Here is a 21,789-nt window from a genome sequence, read left to right as displayed (position 1 = left end):
CGAGCAGCCGAAAGCGGCGCGTTGGCTGATTGTTGCAGCCTCTGGTCATCCGTGTGCGGATTGCTCGCCCGGTGCGCAAAGCGGGAGCGTCAGGGTGAAGGTCGTGCCGGCAGCGGTCGAAGCGACCGCGATGCGACCGCCGAGCGTCTGGATGACGAGGTTGTGGCAGATGTGCAGGCCGAGCCCGACGCCGCCGCGCCCCATGCGCGTGGTGACGAAGGGGTCGAAGATGCGCGGCAGTAGCGTGTCGGGGACGCCGTTGCCGTTGTCGGCGAGCGTGATGCGCACTGCCTCGTTGCCGTCCGGCGTCGCGGTAATCGTCACCCGGCGATCGTCACGGTCCTCGAAGGCGTGCGTGACGGCGTTGCTGATCAGATTGGTAATGACCTGGCCGAGCGGTCCGGGGTAGCTGTCCATCAATAATCCTTCGGCAATGTCGACGCGGACAGCGACGTCGCTGCGCTTGAGCAAGGGGCGAAGCGTCAGGATGATTTCCTCGATGACCTCGCCGAGCATGAAAGAACGGCGCTGCGACGAACTCTGGTCGGCCGCCACCTGCTTGAAGCTCGCCACCAGCTCGGCGGCGCGCGACAGGTTGCGGAAGGCGATGTCGGTGCCGGCATCCATCGCTTCGAGCAGCTTGTCGAGGCTGGAGCGCTTGATTCCACTCTCCATCTCCTTCCTGAAGGTACGCAGCGACGCGATGAGCGTCGACAGCGCCATGACGCCGTTGCCGAGCGGTGTGTTCAGCTCGTGTGCGATGCCGGCGACGAGCGCACCGAGCGAGGCGAGTTTCTCGCTCCGGACCAGCTCGGCCTGCGTCAGCTTGAGGTGTTCGATCGTCGTCGATAGCCGCGCGTTCGCCTCGAACAGTTCCGCCGTGCGCCGTTCGACGCGTTGTTCGAGCTCGCTGTTGAGCGCGCGGATCTCGCCTTCGATGCTGCGCAGTTCGGTGACATCGCGCGCGACCATGACCGCGCGCCGTTGTCCGCCGCTATCGAAGTAGCTGACTGACAGCGCGGCGACGAATTCGCGTCCGTCCAGCCGGCGGAAGCGCGTTTCAAATTCGACGAAGTGCTTGTCCTGCAGTGCTTGGTAGAAGCGGTCGCGTTCGCCGGCGTTACACCACAGGTCGAGCGTTTTCCCGGTCTTGCCGATGAGTTGTTCGGGTGTCGCAGCGAGGAGTTCGGAGCAGCCGGCGTTGACGCGGATAAAGACGTAATCGCGTTGCGGATCGAGCACGACCATGCCGACCGGCGACGCGTTGAACACGGTTTCCAGCTCCTGCTGCTGTTCGCGCAGCGAAGTCGCCATGCGTTCAAGATCGCGCGACAGGCCGTCGAATTCGACGATGCGGCCGCGCGGCCACGGCCCGGGCGTTTCGCCGTCGGCGATGCTGCGCGCGCGCTGGGCGAGCGCGGCGATCGGCCGCGCCATGCGCGTCGCCCACAGCGGCGTCAGTACGATGCCGAGCAGCAGGGTTACGCCGAGCACGGCGATCCACAGGTCGAGCGTCGACGCAATGCGCGGATTGGCGAGGCCGGCCGGTGCGCGGATGACAAAGTACCAGTCGAGCAGGTGCGAATGCGCCAGTGCCGCGTCGAAGGTCTTGCCCTCGAACGACAGCGTGTTGGCGAGCGAGCCGGAATGATGCGCTTCCCCGAGCAGCGGCAGATGGCGCAAGTTAACGACGCCGACACGCGCGGCGTCCTCGCTGTCGGCGAGGATCTCGCCGTTGCGGTCGATGATCCACACCATCAGATCCCTGCGTCCCGAGGCGACGCGCAGGGTATCCATGATGTGGGCGAGCGATATCTCGCCGATGATCACGGTGTCCCCGGCCGGGGTGCCGATACTGACGGCGATCTCGCTCGACACCGGCGAGAGGTACTTGTCGCTCCAGACGGTTCGCGCATCCTTGAGCGTGCGCTGGAAGATCGGGTCGCGCGACAGGTCGTTGCCGATGAGTTCGCGCCGCCGCGTATGACCGAGCCAGGACTTCAGGCTGGCGTTGATCACCCTGCCGTCGCGGTCGACCTGGTAGATGGCGGTGAACGCGCTGCTCCGGCCGAGTGCGCGCTCCAGGGTCTTCTCCGGCGTCGTCCCCGGATTGCGCAAGGCGGTGGCGATCAGTTCGAGCTGCGTCTGGATCGCTCCGAGTATGGCTTCGCTGCGCAGCGACAGATCGGAGACTTCGACGCGCAGATCCTCCTGGCTCTCACGGCTGATCTGCGGCAGACGGATGAGGAAGAGCGTGGCGCCGGCGAGCAGAAAGCTGATCAGCGAAATCAGTGAGAGCAACCCGATCAGCCCGGTGCGCAGGCGCCAGCGACGGTAGTTCATTGCGCGCGTACGAAGCGGCCATCGCGGATCGCCATGAAGTAGGCCACGCGCGTCGTGTCGCCGTTGGCGTCGAACTCGATCTGCTGCTGCAACGCGGTGTAGGGTCCGAGCTTGATCAGCGCTTCCTTGGCGCTCATCCCGGCCGGCCGGCGCGACAGTGCGTCGAGCACGACGGTCGCCGCGTCGTGTGCGAGCACGCTGCCGAACACCGGTTCCTTGCCGAAGCGCTCGGCGTAGGCCGAGCGGAATGACTGAAAGCGCGGCGAAGTGTCGTCCTGGTTGTAGTTCTGCACGATCATCAGTCCCTCGACCGCACGCCCGCCGAGCTCGATCAACTGTGCGGTGCCGGCCCATTCAGCGGCGATCAGCGGCGTGTCTGGCGCCGCCTTGCGTGCCTGCTGCGCCAGGCGGGCGGCGTCGACCGCGTTGGCGATGAAGAGCAGCGCGTCCGGCCTGGGGGCGAGCATCGCGTCGATGATCGGCGCGTGGCTGGCTGCGCCGGAGTCGAAGAACGGCGCGCTGACGATTTCGCCGCCCAGCGCCTCGAAGGCCGTTCTGAATTCGCTGAGCCAGCTTTCCGCGAAGCTGCGGTTGTTCTCGTTGGCGGCGGCGCTGATGCGCTTGAAGCCCTTGGCGAAGTAGTGTTCTGCGTAGAGGCGCCCGTTGTCGCGCGTCGTCAGGTTGATGCGGAACAACATGTCGTCCTTGCCGTGAAACTTGACCGCCGACGCCGTCGGCGTGAGCAGCACGACGCCGGCCTTCTCGACGGTCGGCAGGATGTTGTCCACCATCGCGCTGTTGGTCGGACCGATGATGAGGTCGGCGCCCGCGGCAACCAGCTCCTGCGCCGCGCTCGCCGCGCTTTCCGGCGTCTGGCCGGTGTCGCGGACGATGATTTCGAGCGTGCGCTTGTCTTCGCGCCGGCCTTCGCGGTACTGGTCGGCGGCGAGGATGACGCCGTTGCGCGCCGCCTCGCCGAGGTCGGCGCTGCGCCCGCTCAGTTCGGCGAGGAAGCCGATGCGCAGCGGCGGCGGTTCGGCACAGCCGGCGAGCAGCAGCGCGACGACGCCGGGGAATAGCCCGTCGCACAAACGTGGAAAGCGCATGTCCTCAACCCTCCTGCCAGTTGCGGCGGGCCAGCCATTCGACGAATTCGTCTTCCGGCATCGGCCGGGCGTAGTGGTAACCCTGTGCGGTTTCGCAGCCGAGCGCGACGAGCGCGTCGGCGACGGTTTGCGACTCGACGCCTTCGGCGATGACTTCGAGCTTGAGTTCGCGCCCGAGGAGAATGATCGTGCGTGCGATGCGCGTCCCCTGGTCGTCGTTCTCCAGCGCTGCGACGAAGCTGCGGTCGATTTTCAGCCGATCGGCCGGGAGTTTTTGCAGGTAGGAGAGCGACGAGTAGCCGGTGCCGAAGTCGTCGAGCGCGACCGAGACGCCGAGTGCGCGGATCTTTTCGAGCAACTCGACGATCGGATCGAGGCCGCCGACGGCGACCGACTCGGTGATTTCAATCTCGAGCTGTGCCGGATCGGTTCCGGTCTGCCGGATCGCCTCGTCGATGAGGCCGAGGAAATTCGGCTGGCGCAGCTGCACTGGCGATACGTTCACGGCCATGCGCAGCGTCGGCAGGCCGGGCGCCTGAAAACGCTGCAGGGCGATCAGCGCGGTCTGCACGATCCACCCCCCGAGGCCGACGATCAGCCCCGACTGTTCGGCGACCGGGATGAAACGATCGGGCGGGATCAGTTCGCCGTCCTTGCGCCGCCAGCGCAGCAGCGCTTCGACACCGACGATGCGGCCGCTGGCGAGATCGATCTGCGGCTGGTAGGTGAGGAAAAGTTGCTCGTGGCCGAAGGCGAGGCGCAGGTCGCGCAGGAGATGCGAGCGCTCGCGCGCCTTGCGTCCCATCTCCTCGGAATAGATCACCGACTGCCCGATCCCGCGCGACTTCGCCTTCTTCAGCGCGAGAAAGCCGTCCTTCACGTATTCGATGGCCGATCGCGGCGTGCCGTCGAGATGCACGAGGCCGGTACAAACGGAAACGACGTGGTCGATCTTCTCGATGGAAAACGGCGCGATGAAACACTGCTGGACGGCTTCGGCGGTAACGAGGTCGTGCGCCCCGAGCACGGCGAAGGCGTCACCGGCGAGCCGCGCGATGAAGACGGCCGGCGGAAAGGCATCGCGCAGCCGCCGGGCGGTGAGCCGCAGCAGCGACTCGACGTAATCGTTGCCGAGGATGTCGTGCGTGGTTGAAAACTGGTCGATGTCGACCACGGCCAGCGTCTGGCCCTGGCTGCGTTCGAGGGCCAGCCGGTCGCTCAGCTCGCAGACGAGCGCGGTGCGGTTGGGCAGGCGCAGCTGCCGGTCGAGGAAAGCGTCCTGGCGCAGCTCCTCGACGAGGTCGACGTTCTTCGCGCAAAGCGCGATGTTCGTGCAGAACACGCGCAGCAGCTCCTGATCGACTTCCCGGATCGGCAGCGCCGAGTCGATGAAGGCGGCGAAACCGCGCTCCGGCGTCTTCTGGAAGTAAAGCGTGATGCAGTGCGGCTGGATGATGTTCTGCTTCTTCTCCAGCGCCAGCGAAAGCTGCTGGACGATGCGCGCGTCGTCGATGTCGCTCAGGCGGCGCTGGATGAGGTGACGAAAGTTGCCGGCCGCGGCGATGATGCGGAATTGTTGCGTATTGACGCCTTGCTCCGGTTCATCCGTCGCCGCACAGACGACGCCCTCCGGCTCGGTGCCGATCAGGCTGGCGATCTGCGTGATGACGCCTTCGGCGAAGGCGCGTAGCCCCTGTTCGGCGATCAGGTGATTGCTTGCGGCGACGATCTTCTCCAGCCCCTTGCGGTTGGCGTCGAGGCGCTGCAGCTGGTCGAAGGAACGGATCGCTCCGGTCAGCGTGGTGAACAGCTTGATCCGGGTGAGTTCGCTCTTGCTCTTGTAGTCGTTGATGTCGTAACGCGTGATCGTTTCCAGTTCCGGCGCCTGGCCGGGCTGGCCGGTACGCAGGACGATGCGCGTGTTGTGCAGCTTGAGATCGTTGCGGATCGTGCCGACGGTGCGCAGGCCGGCGTCGTCGCTCTCCATCACCACGTCGAGCAGGATCACGGCGATGTCCTTTTGCTCGCGCAGGAGGGTCAGGGCCTCGGCACCCGAGTAGGCGTGCAGGAGCCGCAGCGGCCGACTCAGGATCAGGGTATCGGCGAGCGTGAAGCGCGTCGCTTCGTGGACGTCCGGGTCGTCGTCGACGATCAGGATGCGCCACGGATCGCGTTGCGTCGATGGCCAGGTCGCGCCACCTTTGGCGTCCTCGGCGATGAAAACGATGTCGTCGTTATCGGAACTCAATGACTTCCCTTTCCCCAGGATCATTTCCCTGTTGCGAGATAGTAAGGAAAGGGCGGCAAAAAAACCACCCGGCGAGACGAGACTTCACCGATGCTGGAGCGGGCGTTGCGACGGCGCTGCGCGCGCGATGAGCCAGCCGTCATCATGCTAAACTCGATCAACCTCAACACATTGCGAATCATCGCCTTGGCTACATCCACTCCTGCTTCTCCGCCTTCGTCATCACCCTCCGCGTCGCGGCGTGTGCGCGTCGTCAAAAAGGATCGGCCGGTGGCCGCTGCCACGTCGCCGTCGATCTCGGCGCTGGCCGCAGACTCCCTCGGCTGGAGCCTGTTGCTGGCGGCGCGTGTGCTGGCGGCCGTCCATGCCGGCAAGAGCCTGAGCGAGGCGCTCGGCGTCCTCGCGTCGGAGCCGCCTTCGGCGCGCGCGGCGGCGCAGGATGTTGCCTACGGCGTGCTGCGCCGTTACGGCTGGGGTGAGTTCATCCTCGGCCGGCTGATGACCAAACCGCTGACGCACGGCGAGACGCAAGCCTTGCTGCTGGCCGCGCTGTATCGCCTCGACACGCGTCCCGATGCGCCGCACACGGTCGTCGATCAGGCGGTCATCGCCGCCGGCGAACTGGCGGGCGGCGTCTTCAAGGGGCTGGTCAACGGCGTGCTCAGGAACTTCCTGCGCCAGCGTACCGAGCTGCTGGCGGCGATGGCTCAGGATGAAGAGGCCGTTTTCCAGCATCCGCGCTGGTGGCTGGCGCGCCTGCGCCGGGCGTATCGCGACGACTGGCAGGCGATCGTCGCCGCCGGCAACGAGCCGCCGCCGATGACGCTGCGCGTCAATCTGCGCCGAGGCACGGTCGCCGACTATCTCGGCCGGCTCGCGGCCGCCGGACTCCCGGCGCGCCCGGTGGGTCACGCCGGACTGGTGCTGGAGAGGGCGGTGCCGGTCGATGCCCTGCCCGGCTTTTTCGACGGACTCGTCTCGGTGCAGGACGCCGGCGCGCAACGCGCGGCCGAACTGCTGGCGCCGGCCGCCGGCGCACGTGTGCTCGACGCCTGCGCGGCGCCCGGCGGCAAGACGGCGCACCTGCTGGAATCGGCCGACCTCGACCTCGTGGCGCTCGACATCGACGCCGGCCGCACGCGGCGCATCGAGGAGAACCTGCAGCGCCTCGGACTGCGCGCCGAGGTCAAGGCCGCCGATTGCAGCGATATAAAGCACTGGTGGGACGGCCGTCCGTTCGACGCGATTCTGGCCGACGTACCCTGTTCGGCCTCCGGCGTCGTCCGCCGTCATCCGGACATCAAGCGGTTGCGCCGCGAGAGCGACATCCGGCGCCTGGTGCATGCGCAGGCGCAGATCCTCGACGACCTCTGGGCGGTGCTCAAGCCGGGCGGCCGCTTGCTCTACGCGACGTGCTCCGTTTTCCCGGAAGAGAACGGTGCGCAGATCGACGCCTTCCTCGTGCGCCAGCCCGGCGCACAGCGGGTGAGCGAGGAGCGGCTGTTGCCGCAGGACGACCGCGACGGGTTCTATTATGCCTTGCTGCGCAAGCCGGACTAGGTTCTTCCTCGCCGCACTCTTCCTGTGGCTTTGTGCGCAGGTAGCCCTGGCGGCGGGAACCGGCATCAGCGTGCGCAATCCGCAGCTGGTGCTCGACGACGGCGAGTACGTCGCTTCCGCCGACTTCAACATCAACTTCAACCACCGTCTCGAAGAAGCGGTGAACAAGGGCGTGGTCCTCTACTTCGCGGCCGAGTTCGAGCTGAGCAAGTCGCGCTGGTACTGGTTCGACGAGCAGGTGCTGCGGCGCAACAAGACCTTCCAGCTCTACTACCACGCCCTGACACGCCAGTACCGCGTGTCCACCGGCGGTCTGCATCAGAGCTTTCCGTCGCTGGAAGAAGCGTTGCGCGTGATGTCGCGCCTGCGCAACTGGGTCGTCATCGACAAGGGCGAAGTCGGCGTCGGCCAGACGGGTACGGCGAAGCTGCGCCTGCGCCTCGATCTCACGCAGATGCCCAAGACCTTCCAGGTGAGCGCCCTGTCGAACAAGGACTGGAACCTCGAGTCGGAGTGGGCGCGCTGGCCCTTCGTCAACGCCGAGGCGGCGCCGGTCAGTTCGCCCGAAGACGAGCCGGTCAGCGAAGAGGAAGGCAGTCGATGAAGCGCCTGATCATCGTTGCGGCCTCGTTCGGCGGCATCCTCCTCTTTCTCCTCGCCTCGGCGACGGCCAACACGGCGCTCTTCGCCCGCCACTATCCGTGGCTGCTCGGGCTGAACGCCGTCGTTGCGCTGTCGCTGTTCACGCTCATCGGCTGGCAGGTGCGCGCGCTCTGGCTGGAGCACCGGGCCAAGGTCTTCGGTTCGCGCCTGAAGCTGCGCCTGATGCTGATGTTCGGCCTGATGGCCGTGCTGCCCGGCGTCCTCGTCTATGCGGTGTCGGTCCAGTTCGTCACCAAGAGCATCGAGACCTGGTTCGATGTGCGCGTCGAGAAGGCGCTCGAATCGGGACTCAACCTCGGCCGCAGCGCGCTCGATTCGCTGCTCGACGACCTCGCCGACAAGGGCCAGACCATCGCCCTCGAACTGAGCGATCTGAGTGACGGCAAGCGGCGTACGGCGCTGAGCAATCTGCGCGACCAGACCGGCGTGCAGTACGTCGCCCTGTTCAGCACCAGTGGCCAGTTGCTGGCGACGGCGACGAGCGAACTCGCCGCCTTCATGCCGGAGCAGCCGACCAGCGACCAGCTGCGCCAGGCGCGCGTCGGGCGCGGTTATCGCGGGATAGAAAGTGCCGGTGACAACCATCTGCTGTTGCGTGTCCTCGTCACGGTGGCGCCGGCCGGTCTCGGCAAGGAGACGCGCGTCCTGCAGCTGACGCAGGAAGTGCCCGAGGGACTGGCGCTCAACGCCGAGCGCGTGCAGCAGGTCTATCGCGACTACCAGGAGCTGTCGCTCGGGCGCCAGGGCCTGACGCGCATCTACGCGATGACGCTGACGCTGACCGTACTGCTCGCGCTGTTCACGGCGATCGCCACGGCCTACGTGCTGGCCCGCCGGCTGTCGGCGCCGCTCTCGATCCTCGCCGAGGGCACGCAGGCCGTCGCCGCCGGCGACTTCACGCCGCGCCAGGCGATCTACAGCCGCGACGAACTCGGCGTGCTGACGCAGTCGTTCAACCGCATGACGCGCCAGCTCGACGACGCGCGGCGCGACACCGAGCGCCACCGCGCCGAGGTCGAATCGGCGCGCGCCTACCTCGAATCGATCCTCGCCAGCCTCTCGGCCGGCGTCCTCGTCTTCGATCGCCGCTTCATGCTGCGCACGGTGAATGCCGGCGCGCAGGCGATTCTCGAGGACGACTTCACCGGCCTCGTCAGCGAGACGGTCGACGCCTGGCCGCGCGAGCAGGTGTTCGGACAGGCGATCCGCAACGCCTTCGCCGAGCACGGCGGCAAGGAGTGGCAGACGCAGATCCAGCTCGACGAGCCGGGCGGGGCGCCGAAGATGCTGCTCCTGCGCGGCACGCAGTTGCCGGAAGGGGCGCACGGCGGCTACGTCGTCGTCTTCGACGACGTCACCAGCCTCGTCGCCGCGCAGCGCAGCGCCGCCTGGGGCGAAGTCGCGCGCCGCCTGGCGCACGAGATCAAGAACCCGCTGACGCCGATCCAGCTCTCGGCCGAGCGCATGCAGATGAAGTTCGCCGACAAGCTCGCCGGCGCCGACGCCGAAATGCTCGACCGCTCGACGCAGACGATCATCAACCAGGTGCAGGCGATGAAGCGCATGGTCAATGAATTCTCCGATTACGCGCGCATGCCGGCACCCGAGCTGGCGCGCCTCGACCTGAACGCGCTGATCCGCGAGGTGCTCGGCCTGTACGAGACCTCGAACGCGACGATCGCCGCCGATCTGGCCGCCGACTTGCCGGCCGTCTGGGGCGACGCCAGCCAGTGGCGGCAGATCATCCATAATCTCCTGCGCAACGCCGAAGACGCGCAGGAAGACCTGGCGCACGCGCGCATCGAGATTGCGACGCGCCAGGTCGACGAAACGGTGGAGATGGTCGTCGCCGATCACGGGCCGGGTTTCCCGCCCGAGATCATCGCGCGTGTCTTCGAACCCTACGTAACGACCAAGACGCGCGGTACCGGCCTTGGCCTGGCGATCGTCAAGAAGATCGTCGACGAGCACCAGGGCAGGATCCGCATCAACAACCTGCAGCCGACGGGCGCCGAAGTGTGCATTCGCTTGCCGCTGGCGTCGGGCCACGAACACAGACAAAAAAGAGAACAGTAGAGAGAACGGAAGATGGCGAAAATTCTGGTGGTCGACGACGAAATGGGCATCCGCGAGCTGCTCTCGGAGATCCTGTCCGACGAGGGGCACAGCGTCTCGTTGGCCGAGAACGCGGCCGAGGCGCGGCGGGTGCGCGGCGAAATGCGCCCCGACCTCGTCCTCCTCGACATCTGGATGCCCGATACCGACGGCATCTCGCTGCTCAAGGAATGGTCGGCCGGCGGTCTGCTGACGATGCCGGTGGTGATGATGTCCGGGCACGGCACAATCGACTCGGCGGTCGAAGCGACGCGCGTCGGCGCGGTCGATTTCCTGGAGAAGCCGATCGCCCTGCAAAAGCTGCTGGCGACGGTGAAGAAGGCCTTGAAGCACGAAGTCGCGCCGCAGAAGCCGCCGCTCACGCTTGATGCCTTCTCGCGTTCGCCGCTGCTCAAGGATCTCAGGAAGCGGCTCGAACAGGCCGCGGCCAAGACTTCGGTGCTCCTGCTCAAGAGCGCCACCGGCAGCATCGCCGAAATCTGCGCGCGTACCTTGCAGGCACCGAAGATGGCCTGGCTCGACCTGTCGGCATCGAGCGCGCCGCTGACGCACGAGATGCTCGCCAACGCCGCCGGCGGCATCCTCTTTGTCTCCGATCTGATGCTGCTCGGCAAGCTGCAGCAGAAGAACCTCGTCTACGCGCTCGAACGCCTGGAAAAGCACAACCTGCAGCTGGTTGCCGCGTCTACGCATTCGATCTCGACGCTCGGCGAAGCCGGCTGGGAACCGGCGCTGCTGGCGCGCCTAGGCGAAGTCTGGGTGGCCTTGCCGCAGCTCTCCAGCCACCCCGACGACGTGCCGGAAATCGCCGGCATTCTCCTTTCGCACCTGGTCGAGCGCAACGAAGTTCCTGCGCGGCGCTTCTCGAGCGCGGCGCTCAACGCCTTGCGCCTGCATCACTGGCAGGGCGAGTGGGCCGAGCTGCTGGCGGCGGTGCGCAACCTCGCGCTCGCGGCGCTTGAAGATGAAATCACAGTGGATGACGTCAACAGCGTGCTCGAGCGCGACGTCACGCCGACGCCGAAGGCGCCGCCCGCGCTGCCGCTCTTCAACCAGCCGCTGCGCGAGGCGCGCGAGGCGTTCGAGCGTCTATACTTCGAGCATCACCTGAAGGGCGAAAACGGCAACATGACGCGGATTGCCGACAGGACCGGGCTGGAACGCACGCACCTGTACCGCAAGTTGAAGCAATTGGGGTTGAGCACCGGTCGGCGCAGCGAAGAACAGGAAGCCTGAGAGGTTGTGAGTAAATGCCGAAACATCCACCACAGAGTCCTCCGTGGTGGATTTTGAGTTTTTTTACAGACTCTGACGGGAAACCACGCGGCAGGGGGGAAAAATGAGAATCGTCATTCTCGGGGCCGGCCAGGTCGGCTCCAGCGTCGCGCAGAGTCTCGTCTCGGAAAAGAACGACATCACGGTCGTCGACACCGATCGCACCTGCCTGGAAAACCTGCAGATCCGCTACGACCTGCGCACGGTCGTCGGCAACGCGGTCCTGCCCTCGACCCTGCGCGATGCCGGCATCGAGGACGCCGACATGCTGATCGCGCTGACCAAGAGCGACCAGACCAACCTCGTCGCCTGCAAACTCGCGCACAGCCTCTTCCATGTACCGACGCGTATCGCCCGCCTGCGCTCGCGCGAGTATTTCGACCGCCCTGAACTGCTCAACGAAGACAACTTCGCCGTCAGCTACGCACTCTGCCCCGAGCAGGTGATTACCGACTACCTGATCAAGCTCGTCGATTTCCCCGAAGCCTTGCAGGTGCTCTCGTTCGCCGGCGGTCTCGTTGCGCTCGTCGGCCTGCGCGTGTATGCCGACGGCCTGATGGTCGGTCGTCCACTCAAGGAAATGAGTGAACACCTGGGTGACGGCATCGAGGCGCGCATCGCCGCCGTCTACCGCCGCGACCATCCGATCACACCGACCGGCGACACGGTCCTCGAGGAAGGCGACGAGGTCTTCGTGCTCGCCGCCGAGGCGCACATCCGGCGCGTCCTCGTCGAGCTGCGGCGGATGACCAAGCCGGTCAGGCGCGTCATCATCGCCGGCGGCGGCAACATCGGGCTGCGCGTCGCCAAACGCCTGGAAGGGCGCTGCATGGTCAAGCTGATCGACCACAACAGCGGCCGGTCGCAGTTCATTGCCAACCAGCTCGGCAACGGCCTCGTGCTGCTCGGCGACGCGACCGACGAGGAGCTGTTGCAGCAGGAAGCGATCGATGAATCCGATCTGTTCATGGCGCTGACCAACGACGACGAGGACAACATCATGTCGGCGTCGCTGGCCAAGAACCTGGGCTGCAAGCGCGTGCTGGCGCTGATCAACCGGCGCGTGTACGCCGAGCTGGTGCAGGGCGGGCCGATCGACATCGCCATCTCGCCGGCACTGGTCTCGATCGGCGACTTGCTGACGCGCGTGCGGCGCGGCTTCGTCGTCAAGGTGCACAGCCTCCGGCGCGGCGCGGCCGAGGCGATCGAACTCGTCGTGCACGGCGATCCCAAGAGCTCGCGCGTCGTCGGGCGCCGGGTCGGCGAGCTGCCGCCGATCGAGGGCGCCATCGTCGCGGCGATCGTGCGCGGCAGCGGGATGGACGCACCGGACAATCCCTCCGGCTACGAGGTGAGCGCCAAGGCCGAACGCGGCCAGGTGCTGATCGCACACAAGGAGGTGATGATCGAGAGCGGTGACCACGTCATCGTCTTCTGCATGAGCAAGAAGGTCGTGAAGAAGGTCGAGAAGCTGTTCGAAGTCGGGTTCCACTTCTTCTGAGCCATTGCCATGCGCAGCCTGATGCCGGTCCTCCACGTTCTGTCGCTCGTCATCCTGATGTTCGGGCTGACGATGCTCTTGCCGGTGGCGGTATCGTGGCTGCTGCACGACGGCGCCGAAAGCACGTTCGACGAGGCGATTGCCTTGACCTTGGCGACCGGCGCTCTGCTGGCGTACGTCACGCGCAAGAGCAAGCGCGACCTGCGCATTCGCGACGGCTTCCTGATGGTGGCGCTGGTGTGGACCGTGCTGCCCGTGTTTGCCGCGCTGCCGCTGATGATCGGGCTGCGCATCGGGTTCACCGACGCCTACTTCGAGGCCGTCTCCGGGTTGACGACGACCGGCGCGACGATCCTGACCGGGCTAGACGATCTGCCGGCGTCGATCAACTTCTGGCGCACGCAGCTCGTCTGGCTGGGCGGCATGGGGCTGATCGTTCTCGCCGTTGCCGTGCTGCCGCTGCTCGGCATCGGCGGCCGGCAGATGTTCAAGGCCGAAACGCCGGGGCCGATGAAGGACTCGAAGATGACGCCGCGCATCGCCGAAACGGCCAAGGGGTTGTGGGGCGTCTACACCGGCATCTCATTGTGTTGCTTTGCCGCTTACCGCTGGGCGGGCATGAGCTGGCTCGACGCGATCATGCACACCTTTTCGACAATGGGTCTGGGCGGCTTCTCGAGCCACGACGCGAGTTTCGGCTATTTCAACTCGGTCGCCATCGAGTGCGTCGCCATCGTCTTCATGCTGCTCGCCGGCATGAACTTCGCAACGCATTTCCTGGCTATCAGAGGGCGCAGTCTGCGCCCGTACCGCGTCGATCCGGAGGCCGGCTGGTATCTGGTCGTGACGCTGGGCAGCGTGATCGGAATTGCAGCGTTCCTGATTTACTACCAGATTTATCCGGACGCCCTTGAGGCCTTGCGTCGTTCGGCGTTCAACGTCATATCAATTGCCACGACGACCGGGTTCGCCTCTGTGGATTTCGCCCTGTGGCCGATGTTTGCGCCATTGTGGATGCTCTTCCTGTGCAGCTTCGCGACCAGCGCCGGGTCCACGGGTGGCGGCATCAAGATGATCCGCGCGCTCTTGCTCTACAAGCAGGTCAATCGCGAACTCGTGCGCGCCATCCATCCGAACGCCGTCTATCAGGTCAGGATCGGCTCCGAGGTGGTGCCGGTCAATATCCTGTTCGCCGTGCTCGCCTTCGGCTTCGTCTACGTCGCCTGCATCGTCTCGATGACCCTGCTCCTCTCGCTGTCGGGTCTCGACATCGTCACCGCCTTCTCGGCCGTGGTCGCCAGCATCAACAACACCGGCCCGGGCCTCGGCCAGGTCGGACCCTCGACGACGTTTGCGGTGCTCAACGACTTCCAGACCTGGGTATGCACCTTCGCCATGCTGCTCGGTCGCCTCGAGATCTTCACCCTGCTTGTCGTGCTGACGCCGGCTTTCTGGCGCAAGTAGGCGTTTCCGGCGGATAATCGGCGTTTGCTTTTTGGCGGAGCCCGACGTGACCCGACCCCGCAACGACAACTTCCTGCGCGCCCTGTTCAAGGAGCCGACCGACCATACGCCGCTCTGGCTGATGCGTCAGGCCGGGCGTTACCTGCCGGAATATGGCGAGACACGCAAACGCGCCGGCAGCTTCCTGCAGCTGTGCAAATCGCCGGCGCTGGCTTGCGAGGTGACGTTGCAGCCCTTGTCGCGCTTCGACCTCGACGCGGCGATCCTCTTCTCCGACATCCTCACCGTGCCCGACGCGATGGGCCTCGGCCTCTACTTCACCGAAGGCGAAGGGCCGAAGTTCGAACGGCCGCTGTGCGAGGAGTGGGCGATCCGCGACCTCAGCGTGCCCGATCCCTACGACCACTTGCGCTACGTGATGGACGGCGTCGCCGAGATCCGCCGCGCGCTCGACAACTCGGTGCCGCTGATCGGCTTCTCCGGCAGCCCGTACACGCTCGCCTGCTACATGGTCGAGGGCGGATCGAGCAGCGACTACCGGCGCATCAAGACGATGCTCTACGACCGGCCGGACCTCCTGCACCGCATCCTGACGGTGACCACCGACGCCGTGATCGCCTACCTGAACGCCCAGATCGAGTCGGGCGCGCAGGCCGTGATGATCTTCGACTCCTGGGGCGGCGCGCTCTCGGCGGCGGCCTACCAGGAGTTCTCGCTGGCCTACATGCAACGCATCGTCGCCGGCCTGATCAAGGAGAAGGACGGCGAACGCATCCCGTCCATCGTCTTCACCAAGGGTGGCGGGTTGTGGCTCGAGTCGATCGCCGGCATCGGCTGCGACGCGATCGGCCTCGACTGGACGATCGACATCGGCGAAGCGCGCCGCCGCGTCGGTGACCGCGTCGCCCTGCAGGGCAACCTCGACCCGAACGTGTTGTTCGCCTCGCCCGAGCGCATCGCCGCCGAGGCCAAGAAGGTGCTCGACGCCTACGGACCCGGCGAGACCGGGCACGTCTTCAACCTCGGCCACGGCATCTCGCAATACACGCCGCCCGAGCACGTCAGCGCGCTGGTCGAGGCCGTGCATGGCTACCGGCGGTGAATTTACGTATGTAACAAAGGCAAATTTCGCAGTTGACTTATGCACAGAAATTCGAATCGGTAACAGTTTCTTGACAAGTCTCAAGAAAATCAGTTGCTTATGTTCAAGCTATTGATTTTTATAAGAAAAATATTTGCCACATTTTTCGGCAGAGTAAGAAAAACCCAGTCAGGACGCGGTTCTGGATCATCTGTTCCGCTTTAACCCACAGAGTTATCCACAGAAATTGTGAACAACCGCGAATTCTTCAAGAAGTTAATGAGTTACGCCAATATTCACGAACTTGCGCGAACTTCTATCGCTAAGTCAGCGTTCGGCGACTATGGCCTTTGTCATATCCGGCAGCCGGATACGACGCGGGACCGCGCATGCAGATAGTTCGCGTGGCGCTCGACGTGCCGCTGCACCGCTTTTTCGACTACCTCGCCCCCGCCGGTGAAGTGCTGACGGTGGCCGACATCGGCGTGCGCGTGCGCGTGCCCTTCGGCCGGCAGGCGAAGATCGGCGTCGTCGTCGAACTGCCCGAAAGCAGCGACTTCGCGCCCGAACAGCTGAAGTCGGTCGAAGCCGTCCTGCGTGACCTGCCGGCGCTGCCCGCCGACTGGTTCCGCCTGTGCGAGTTCTGCGCCGGCTATTACCAGGCGCCGCTCGGCGAGGTGATGATCTCGACGCTACCGGCCGGCCTGCGCCGGGTCGATCCGCCGAAGGCGCGCGGCGCGCGGCGTGCGGCAAAGAGCACGGCGACGCAAACGCCGCCCGAACTCACGCACGAGCAACAGGCGGCGCTGGAACGGATCGCCGGCGATGGCGAAACAGGCGGCGGTTTTCGCGCCTACCTCCTGCACGGCGTCACCGGCAGCGGCAAGACCGAGGTCTACCTGCGCCTCGTCGAGCGCGCGCTCGCCGCCGGCCGCCAGGTTCTGCTGCTGGTGCCGGAAATCAACCTGACGCCGCAGCTCGAAGCGCGCGTCGCGGCGCGCTTTCCCGACGCCGGTCTGACCAGCCTGCACAGTGAACTCACCGAGGCGGCGCGCACGCGCAACTGGCGCGCGGCGCTCGACGGCTCGGCGCGCATCGTGCTCGGCACACGCCTCGCGATTTTCACCCCGCTGCCCGACCTCGGGCTGATCGTCGTCGACGAGGAGCACGACGCCTCGTTCAAGCAGCAGGACGGCATGCGCTACTCCGCGCGCGACGTCGCCGTCTTCCGTGCGCGCGAACGCGGCATCCCGATCGTGCTCGGTTCGGCGACGCCGTCGCTGGAGAGCTGGGCGAACGCGACCGACACGCGCACGCCGGCGCGCTACACGCTGCTCACCTTGCGCGAGCGCGCCGTGACCAACGCCCGCCTGCCCGCCGTCCAGCGCATCGACACGCGGCTCGAAAAACTGCAGGACGGCCTCTCCGGCGTCCTTCTGCGCGCCCTCGGCCAGCGGCTCGAACGTGGCGAACAGAGCCTCGTCTTCCTCAACCGGCGCGGCTATGCCCCGGTGCTCACCTGCACCGCCTGCGGCTGGATCTCGCGCTGCCAGCGCTGCGCCGCCAACCTCGTGCTGCACCTCGCCGACGGCCGCCTGCGCTGCCATCACTGCGGCTTCGAGTGCCGCGTGCCGCGCGCCTGCCCGACCTGCGGCAACCAGGACATCCAGCCCTTCGGGCGCGGCACGCAGCGCATCGAGGCGGTGCTCGCCGAACGCTTCCCGCAGGCGCGCATCCTGCGCGTCGACCGCGACTCGGCGAAGAGCCGCAAGCAGTGGGAGGCGCTCGTCGAGCAGATCCACGACGGCGCCGCCGACATCCTCGTCGGCACGCAGATGCTGGCCAAGGGGCATGACTTCCCCAGGCTGACGCTGGTTGGCGCGCTCGGCGCCGACGCCGCGCTGTTCGCCTCCGACTGGCGCGCGCCCGAACGGTTGTTCGCGCAGCTGATGCAGGTCGCCGGACGCGCCGGGCGCGCCGAGCTGCCCGGCGAAGTGCTGATCCAGACGCAATTCCCCGAACACCCGCTCTACGCGGCGCTCGTCCGCCACGACTACCCAGCCTTCGCCGACGCGCAGTTGAAGGAGCGCGAGCAGGCCGGCTTTCCGCCCTACGCCTACCAGGCCATGCTGCGCGCCGAAGCGCCGCAGCTCGCCGACTCGCTCGCCTTCCTGACGACGGCGCGTGCCTGGCCGGACGCCGCCGCGCACGCCGACGTGATGCTCTACGACCCGGTGCCGATGCGCATGGCGCGGCGGGCCAATTTCGAACGCGCGCAGCTGCTCGTCGAATCGTCCTCGCGCCGCGCCTTGCAGACTTTCCTTGGCCAGTGGGGAGAACTTCTGGCAGCGATCAAGGCCCCGTCGCGACTGCGCTGGCATCTCGAAGTGGACCCGCTGGAATTCTGAGACGGCGGGATGGCGCGACCGCTGCCGGCGCGGCGCGCGTAGAATGGAACTCGTCCCCAGTCCGTCCGTACCGCCAATGACAATGATGCTCCGGCTGCTGCCATTCCTCTTCGCAGCGATTGCCGGTCCGGTCGCCGGTGTCGTCGCGCACGCCGGGCAGGCGCACGCCGCGCAGGATGGCGGGGCAGTACCGCCGCCGCTCATCGTCAACGTCGATGCCGACAACGCACCTTTCATGTCGAGCCGCGCCGGCTATCCGTTCGGTCTCTACCCGGCCATTCTGCGGGTCGCGCTCAGCCGTTGCCACGACAATGTGCGCATCGAGGCCAAGCCCTGGAAGCGCGCATTCGTCGAGATCGACAAGGCGCACGCCGGCATCGGCGGCCTCTACAAGAACAGCGAACGGCTGGCCAGGTACGATTTCAGCGACCCGATCCACGTTGAAAACGTCGTCGTTTACTACCGGCGTGCGCAGCCGTTCGAATTCCGCTCGGTGGCCGATCTGTACGGCAGGAAGGTCGGCGTCCTGCGCGGCTGGTCGTATGGCGATGACTTCGATCGCGCGAGCCGGGACGGTTCGATTGCGACGGAGGAAGTGTCGAGTGATCGTTCGAATTTCCTGAAACTGAAGGACGGGCGTGTCGATGCCATCCTGGCGGTGGAAGAGTCCGGTCGCGCGAATCTCGCAGCGGCGGGCATGCTCGGGATCGAGCCGGCCGGTGTCTTGCTCGCCAGTTCGCCCGCGTATCTGGCCTTCAACAAGACGGCGGCGAAAACGGAGCTGCTCGGCTGCTTCAACAAGGCGCTGCTCGAGATGAAGCGCGACGGGTCGTTCAAGCGCATCGTGCGCGAGACCCTGGGGGAATAACGCCCACGGCGCGTTTTGCCGCCGTGCCGGCCGCCGCTTGCCGGTTTGCCGCTGCGCATTGCCGGCGAACGGCGCAGTGCCGCGGTTTGTTGCCGTCCGTGCAGTCTTGGCACGTGCCTTGCATCTCCCCGCCTCCCGACAGCACGAGGAGGCGCCCATGAAAATCGAGCAATCCGCCGTGGCGATGAATGCCTGCCACAGTTTTTCCAGCGAATGCGAAATCAGGGTCGAATCGACCGGTCACTTCCGCACCCTGATCGACGGCGCCGCGCAGGCGTCGGAACTGTCGGCGGTGAGCGAGGAAGACCGGCAGCGGCAGCTGCTGCTGACGCTCGAATCGCTGATCGCGCGCATGCTGGAATTCATCACCGGCAACCGGACGGCGAAAATCAGCGATCTGCGCGAAACCGTCCCGACCAAAGATTCGCCTCAACCGACGCGCGCGCGGCGGACGGAGATGGAGTGGACGACCGCGACGACCGCGACGACCGAATCAATCCGCGAGCACGAGCGCACCGACTTCGCCTCGACCGGCAAGGTGCAGACGGCGGACGGGCGGACGATCGACTTCACGCTCGAACTCGGCATGTGCCGCGACTATTTCTGCGAGCGCAAGACGGTGACGGTCGAGAAAGCCGTCCTGCGCGACCCGCTGGTGATCAACTTCGACGGCAAGGCGGCCGAACTCTCGGGCAAGTGTTTCTCCTTCGATCTCGATTGCGACGGCACGAACGAGTCGATCGCCGCGCTCGCCAGCGGCAGCGCCTACCTCGCCTTCGACGCCAACGACGACGGCCGGATCAACGACGGCAGCGAGCTGTTCGGCACGAAGTCGGGCAACGGCTTTGCCGACCTCGCGCGTTTTGACCTCGACGGCAACCGCTGGATCGACGAGAACGACGACGTGTTTGCACGCCTGTGCATCTGGGCGCCGGACGGCGACGGGCGGGATGGTTTGAGCACCCTGGCGCAGCGCGGCGTCGGCGCGCTCTACCTCGATTCGGTCGACACGCCCTTCTCGCTGACCGATTCGGAGAACCGCCTGCTCGCGCAGATCCGCGCCAGCGGTGTCTATCTGCGCGAGGACGGCGGCGTCGGAACGCTGCAGCAGGTCGATCTGGCGGTATAGCGGCGCATCCCGCATCCGTAGTTTCCGCAAAACGTTGCGCAAACTACGGATTTTCAGCTTCGAACGAATCTGCGAGCATCTCATCGTGATTCCGCCGGAGCGGGGTCGGGTGTGCGGAGGGATTCATGTCAGATTTGGCGGAACGGAACAGGACGGTGGCAGCGCAGCGTGACCACGTCGGCGTGGTGCCGGCCACCCCGGTGTGCGTCCCCGGGGGCGACGGCGCAAATACCGAGTTCAATCATTTCGCGGAACGCGTGCTGCCGACCCTCAAGCAGTTGCGCCTGGCACGCCGGCTGGCCGAGACGCTGGTTGGCGAACCAGCCCTGCCTGAGCCGACCGGAATCGGCCGCTTCGCCCTGGAATCGATCCTGTCAATCGATGCGACGGTGCGCAGGATCGGCGTCTACGATCTCTCCGAACTCGCCGCGCTTGAAAGCGACGCCACGAGGATGGACGCCGTCTGCCGCGTACTCGACGAAGTGGGCGAACGACTGCGCGCGCTGGCACGGGCGCTTGCCCGGCAGATGCAGCACGCCGGCGACGCGTGCGACACGGCAGCGCTGGTCGCCTTGCTCGAAGCGCTCACCGCCCAGCCCGGTTCCGCATCGGAGGGTTCCGGCAGCGCAGCCTGAAGCCGGCAAGCACCGGCATTCGGGAACGGAGCAGCTTGAGTCGCTCGACTAAACCCGCGTGAAATTGGTAGAAAAATGCTGCCCGCCAGCAGAATCGGACGCGCGGTATAGAATGAAATCAGCCGGAACAACTTTGCGCGCGCACCGCGCAAGCCCTTCTCCCCATTTTCGCCGCCGCACTCGTGCAGGAAGGAGCCACCATGCTGATCAAGCTGACATCGAACACCTCCGGGGAAATGATCATGCTGGCCGAGCACGCTCACCGCCTGTTTCACATCATCGGCAAGGAGTGCACGGCGCGCGGCGTGTTCATCGCCGAGCAGTTGCCCGAAGCGATCGAGAAGTTGCACCGGGCGGTCAATGACGAAAAACATGCCCTGCTGGAAGCCGAGCGTCGGGCGCGCGCGAACCACGACGACGAGGACGAGGATCCCGAGGAAAAGGCCGCGCGCGAGGAGGAATACATGGCCGGCCGCATCGGCGTGCATCTTGGCCAGCGCGCGCAACCGCTGATCAACCTGATGGAATGGACGCACAAGGAAGGCGGCTTCATCCTCTGGGAGGCGGCCAAGGACTTCTGATCCGTCCGCGTCGACATCGTCGGCGCACCGGATGCGCTAAAGTGACGCGCCTCCGATTTGCTCTTTTGTGATGAATACCCGATGAAGAAACTGAAAAGCCTCTGCGTCTACTGCGGTTCGAGCAGCGGACGGATCGACGATTACGCCGACGCCGCACGCGCGCTGGCGCAGGCAATGGCGCCGCGCGGCATCCGTCTGGTCTATGGCGGCGCGCACGTCGGCATCATGGGCACGGTCGCCGACGAAGTGCTGCGTCTGGGCGGCGAGGCGATCGGCGTCATCCCCGAGTCGCTGATGAAGAAGGAACTCGCGCATCAAGGGCTCACCGAACTGCACGTCACGCCGTCGATGCACGCGCGCAAGACGCTGATGGCCGAACTCGCCGACGGCTTCGTCGCCCTGCCCGGCGGCATCGGCACCTTCGAGGAGATATTCGAGGTGTGGACCTGGGCGCAGCTCGGCTTTCACAAGAAGCCCTGCGGCCTGCTCAACGTCGCCGGCTACTACGACGGCCTGACCGCATTCCTCGACCACTCGGCGCACGAGCGTTTTGTGCGCCAGGAGCAGCGCGACATGCTCGTCGTCGAATCCGATCCGGCAGTTCTACTTGATCGCTTTGCCGCCTACTCGGCGCCCGAATTGCCGAAGTGGATGAAGCGCGGCGAGACTTGAGGGGACGGTGGTGGGTTGGTGCAATGCGCTTCGCTTATTGCACCCTACGACGCTACGGCGCGAGGTGGATTGGTGCAATGTGACCGAAGGGAATGCAGTCTGTAGGGTGCAATAACCGAAGGGCATTGCACCGGTACTCC

At 66.0% G+C, this 21,789-nt stretch carries 17 protein-coding genes; 13 read left to right on the top strand and 4 right to left on the bottom strand.

Annotated features, from left to right (window positions below; all coding sequences use genetic code 11):
* Positions 1–45 precede the first annotated feature (45 nt).
* From KBA32_RS06550 to KBA32_RS06535, 4 genes are read right to left on the bottom strand one after another with little or no spacing between them, the layout of a single operon-like run.
* Positions 46–2,343, bottom strand: coding sequence for an ATP-binding protein (locus KBA32_RS06550; RefSeq protein WP_294356700.1), 2,298 nt, complete (start codon positions 2,341–2,343; stop codon positions 46–48).
* The gene (locus KBA32_RS06545) at positions 2,340–3,449 is read right to left on the bottom strand and encodes a penicillin-binding protein activator (protein ID WP_294356698.1); all 1,110 of its coding nucleotides are present in this window, start codon (positions 3,447–3,449) and stop codon (positions 2,340–2,342) included. The genes KBA32_RS06550 and KBA32_RS06545 overlap by 4 nt, the downstream gene beginning before the upstream one ends.
* Positions 3,450–3,453: 4 nt before the next feature.
* On the bottom strand, positions 3,454–5,697 hold the full coding sequence (locus tag KBA32_RS06540; protein ID WP_294356695.1) for an EAL domain-containing protein: 2,244 nt from the start codon (positions 5,695–5,697) through the stop codon (positions 3,454–3,456).
* Between the two features lie 20 nt (positions 5,698–5,717).
* Positions 5,718–5,981 (bottom strand): hypothetical protein, encoded by a 264-nt coding sequence (locus KBA32_RS06535; RefSeq protein ID WP_294356693.1) that lies wholly within the window; start codon positions 5,979–5,981, stop codon positions 5,718–5,720.
* On the opposite strand from KBA32_RS06535, the gene rsmB reads away from it, so the two are divergent.
* The 13 genes from rsmB to KBA32_RS06470 all read left to right on the top strand — a co-directional run bounded on the left by rsmB (position 5,968) and on the right by KBA32_RS06470 (position 21,649).
* On the top strand, positions 5,968–7,257 hold the full coding sequence (gene rsmB / locus KBA32_RS06530) for a 16S rRNA (cytosine(967)-C(5))-methyltransferase RsmB (protein WP_294356691.1): 1,290 nt from the start codon (positions 5,968–5,970) through the stop codon (positions 7,255–7,257). The genes KBA32_RS06535 and rsmB overlap by 14 nt on opposite strands.
* Positions 7,232–7,861 carry a DUF4390 domain-containing protein gene (locus tag KBA32_RS06525; protein ID WP_294356689.1) on the top strand — a complete coding sequence of 210 codons (630 nt, stop codon included), beginning with the start codon at positions 7,232–7,234 and terminating at the stop codon, positions 7,859–7,861. The genes rsmB and KBA32_RS06525 overlap by 26 nt, the downstream gene beginning before the upstream one ends.
* Entirely contained in the window at positions 7,858–9,996 is a 2,139-nt protein-coding gene (locus KBA32_RS06520; protein WP_294356688.1) for an ATP-binding protein, read from the top strand. The genes KBA32_RS06525 and KBA32_RS06520 overlap by 4 nt, the downstream gene beginning before the upstream one ends.
* A 12-nt stretch (positions 9,997–10,008) precedes the next feature.
* Complete coding sequence (locus tag KBA32_RS06515) at positions 10,009–11,271, top strand: response regulator (RefSeq protein ID WP_294356686.1); 1,263 nt, start codon at positions 10,009–10,011, stop codon at positions 11,269–11,271.
* Between the two features lie 103 nt (positions 11,272–11,374).
* Positions 11,375–12,811 carry a Trk system potassium transporter TrkA gene (trkA, locus tag KBA32_RS06510; protein ID WP_294356684.1) on the top strand — a complete coding sequence of 479 codons (1,437 nt, stop codon included), beginning with the start codon at positions 11,375–11,377 and terminating at the stop codon, positions 12,809–12,811.
* 9 nt (positions 12,812–12,820) lie between these two features.
* Entirely contained in the window at positions 12,821–14,275 is a 1,455-nt protein-coding gene (locus KBA32_RS06505) for a TrkH family potassium uptake protein (protein WP_294356681.1), read from the top strand.
* Positions 14,276–14,321: 46 nt separating this feature from the next.
* Positions 14,322–15,377 carry a uroporphyrinogen decarboxylase gene (gene hemE, locus KBA32_RS06500; RefSeq protein ID WP_294356679.1) on the top strand — a complete coding sequence of 352 codons (1,056 nt, stop codon included), beginning with the start codon at positions 14,322–14,324 and terminating at the stop codon, positions 15,375–15,377.
* Between the two features lie 368 nt (positions 15,378–15,745).
* A complete protein-coding gene (locus KBA32_RS06495) occupies positions 15,746–17,764 on the top strand; it encodes a primosomal protein N' (RefSeq protein ID WP_294356677.1) in 2,019 nt (672 codons plus the stop codon).
* Between the two features lie 76 nt (positions 17,765–17,840).
* On the top strand, positions 17,841–18,632 hold the full coding sequence (locus tag KBA32_RS06490; RefSeq protein ID WP_294356676.1) for an ABC transporter substrate-binding protein: 792 nt from the start codon (positions 17,841–17,843) through the stop codon (positions 18,630–18,632).
* Between the two features lie 157 nt (positions 18,633–18,789).
* The gene (locus tag KBA32_RS06485; RefSeq protein ID WP_294356674.1) at positions 18,790–19,761 is read left to right on the top strand and encodes a hypothetical protein; all 972 of its coding nucleotides are present in this window, start codon (positions 18,790–18,792) and stop codon (positions 19,759–19,761) included.
* A gap of 125 nt (positions 19,762–19,886) precedes the next feature.
* Positions 19,887–20,396: a hypothetical protein gene (locus KBA32_RS06480; RefSeq protein WP_294356672.1), complete on the top strand. Its 510-nt coding sequence runs from the start codon at positions 19,887–19,889 to the stop codon at positions 20,394–20,396.
* Between the two features lie 200 nt (positions 20,397–20,596).
* A complete protein-coding gene (locus KBA32_RS06475) occupies positions 20,597–20,977 on the top strand; it encodes a DUF1840 domain-containing protein (protein WP_294356670.1) in 381 nt (126 codons plus the stop codon).
* A gap of 81 nt (positions 20,978–21,058) precedes the next feature.
* Positions 21,059–21,649, top strand: a complete 591-nt coding sequence (locus KBA32_RS06470) for a TIGR00730 family Rossman fold protein (protein WP_294356668.1) — start codon at positions 21,059–21,061, stop codon at positions 21,647–21,649.
* Positions 21,650–21,789 lie beyond the last annotated feature (140 nt).

It is taken from the genome of Propionivibrio sp. (assembly GCF_017995515.1).
Lineage (GTDB): Bacteria > Pseudomonadota > Gammaproteobacteria > Burkholderiales > Rhodocyclaceae > Propionivibrio.
The sequence above is the reverse complement of the archived record's forward strand: the minus strand, read 5'-3'. Positions and strand labels throughout refer to the sequence as shown.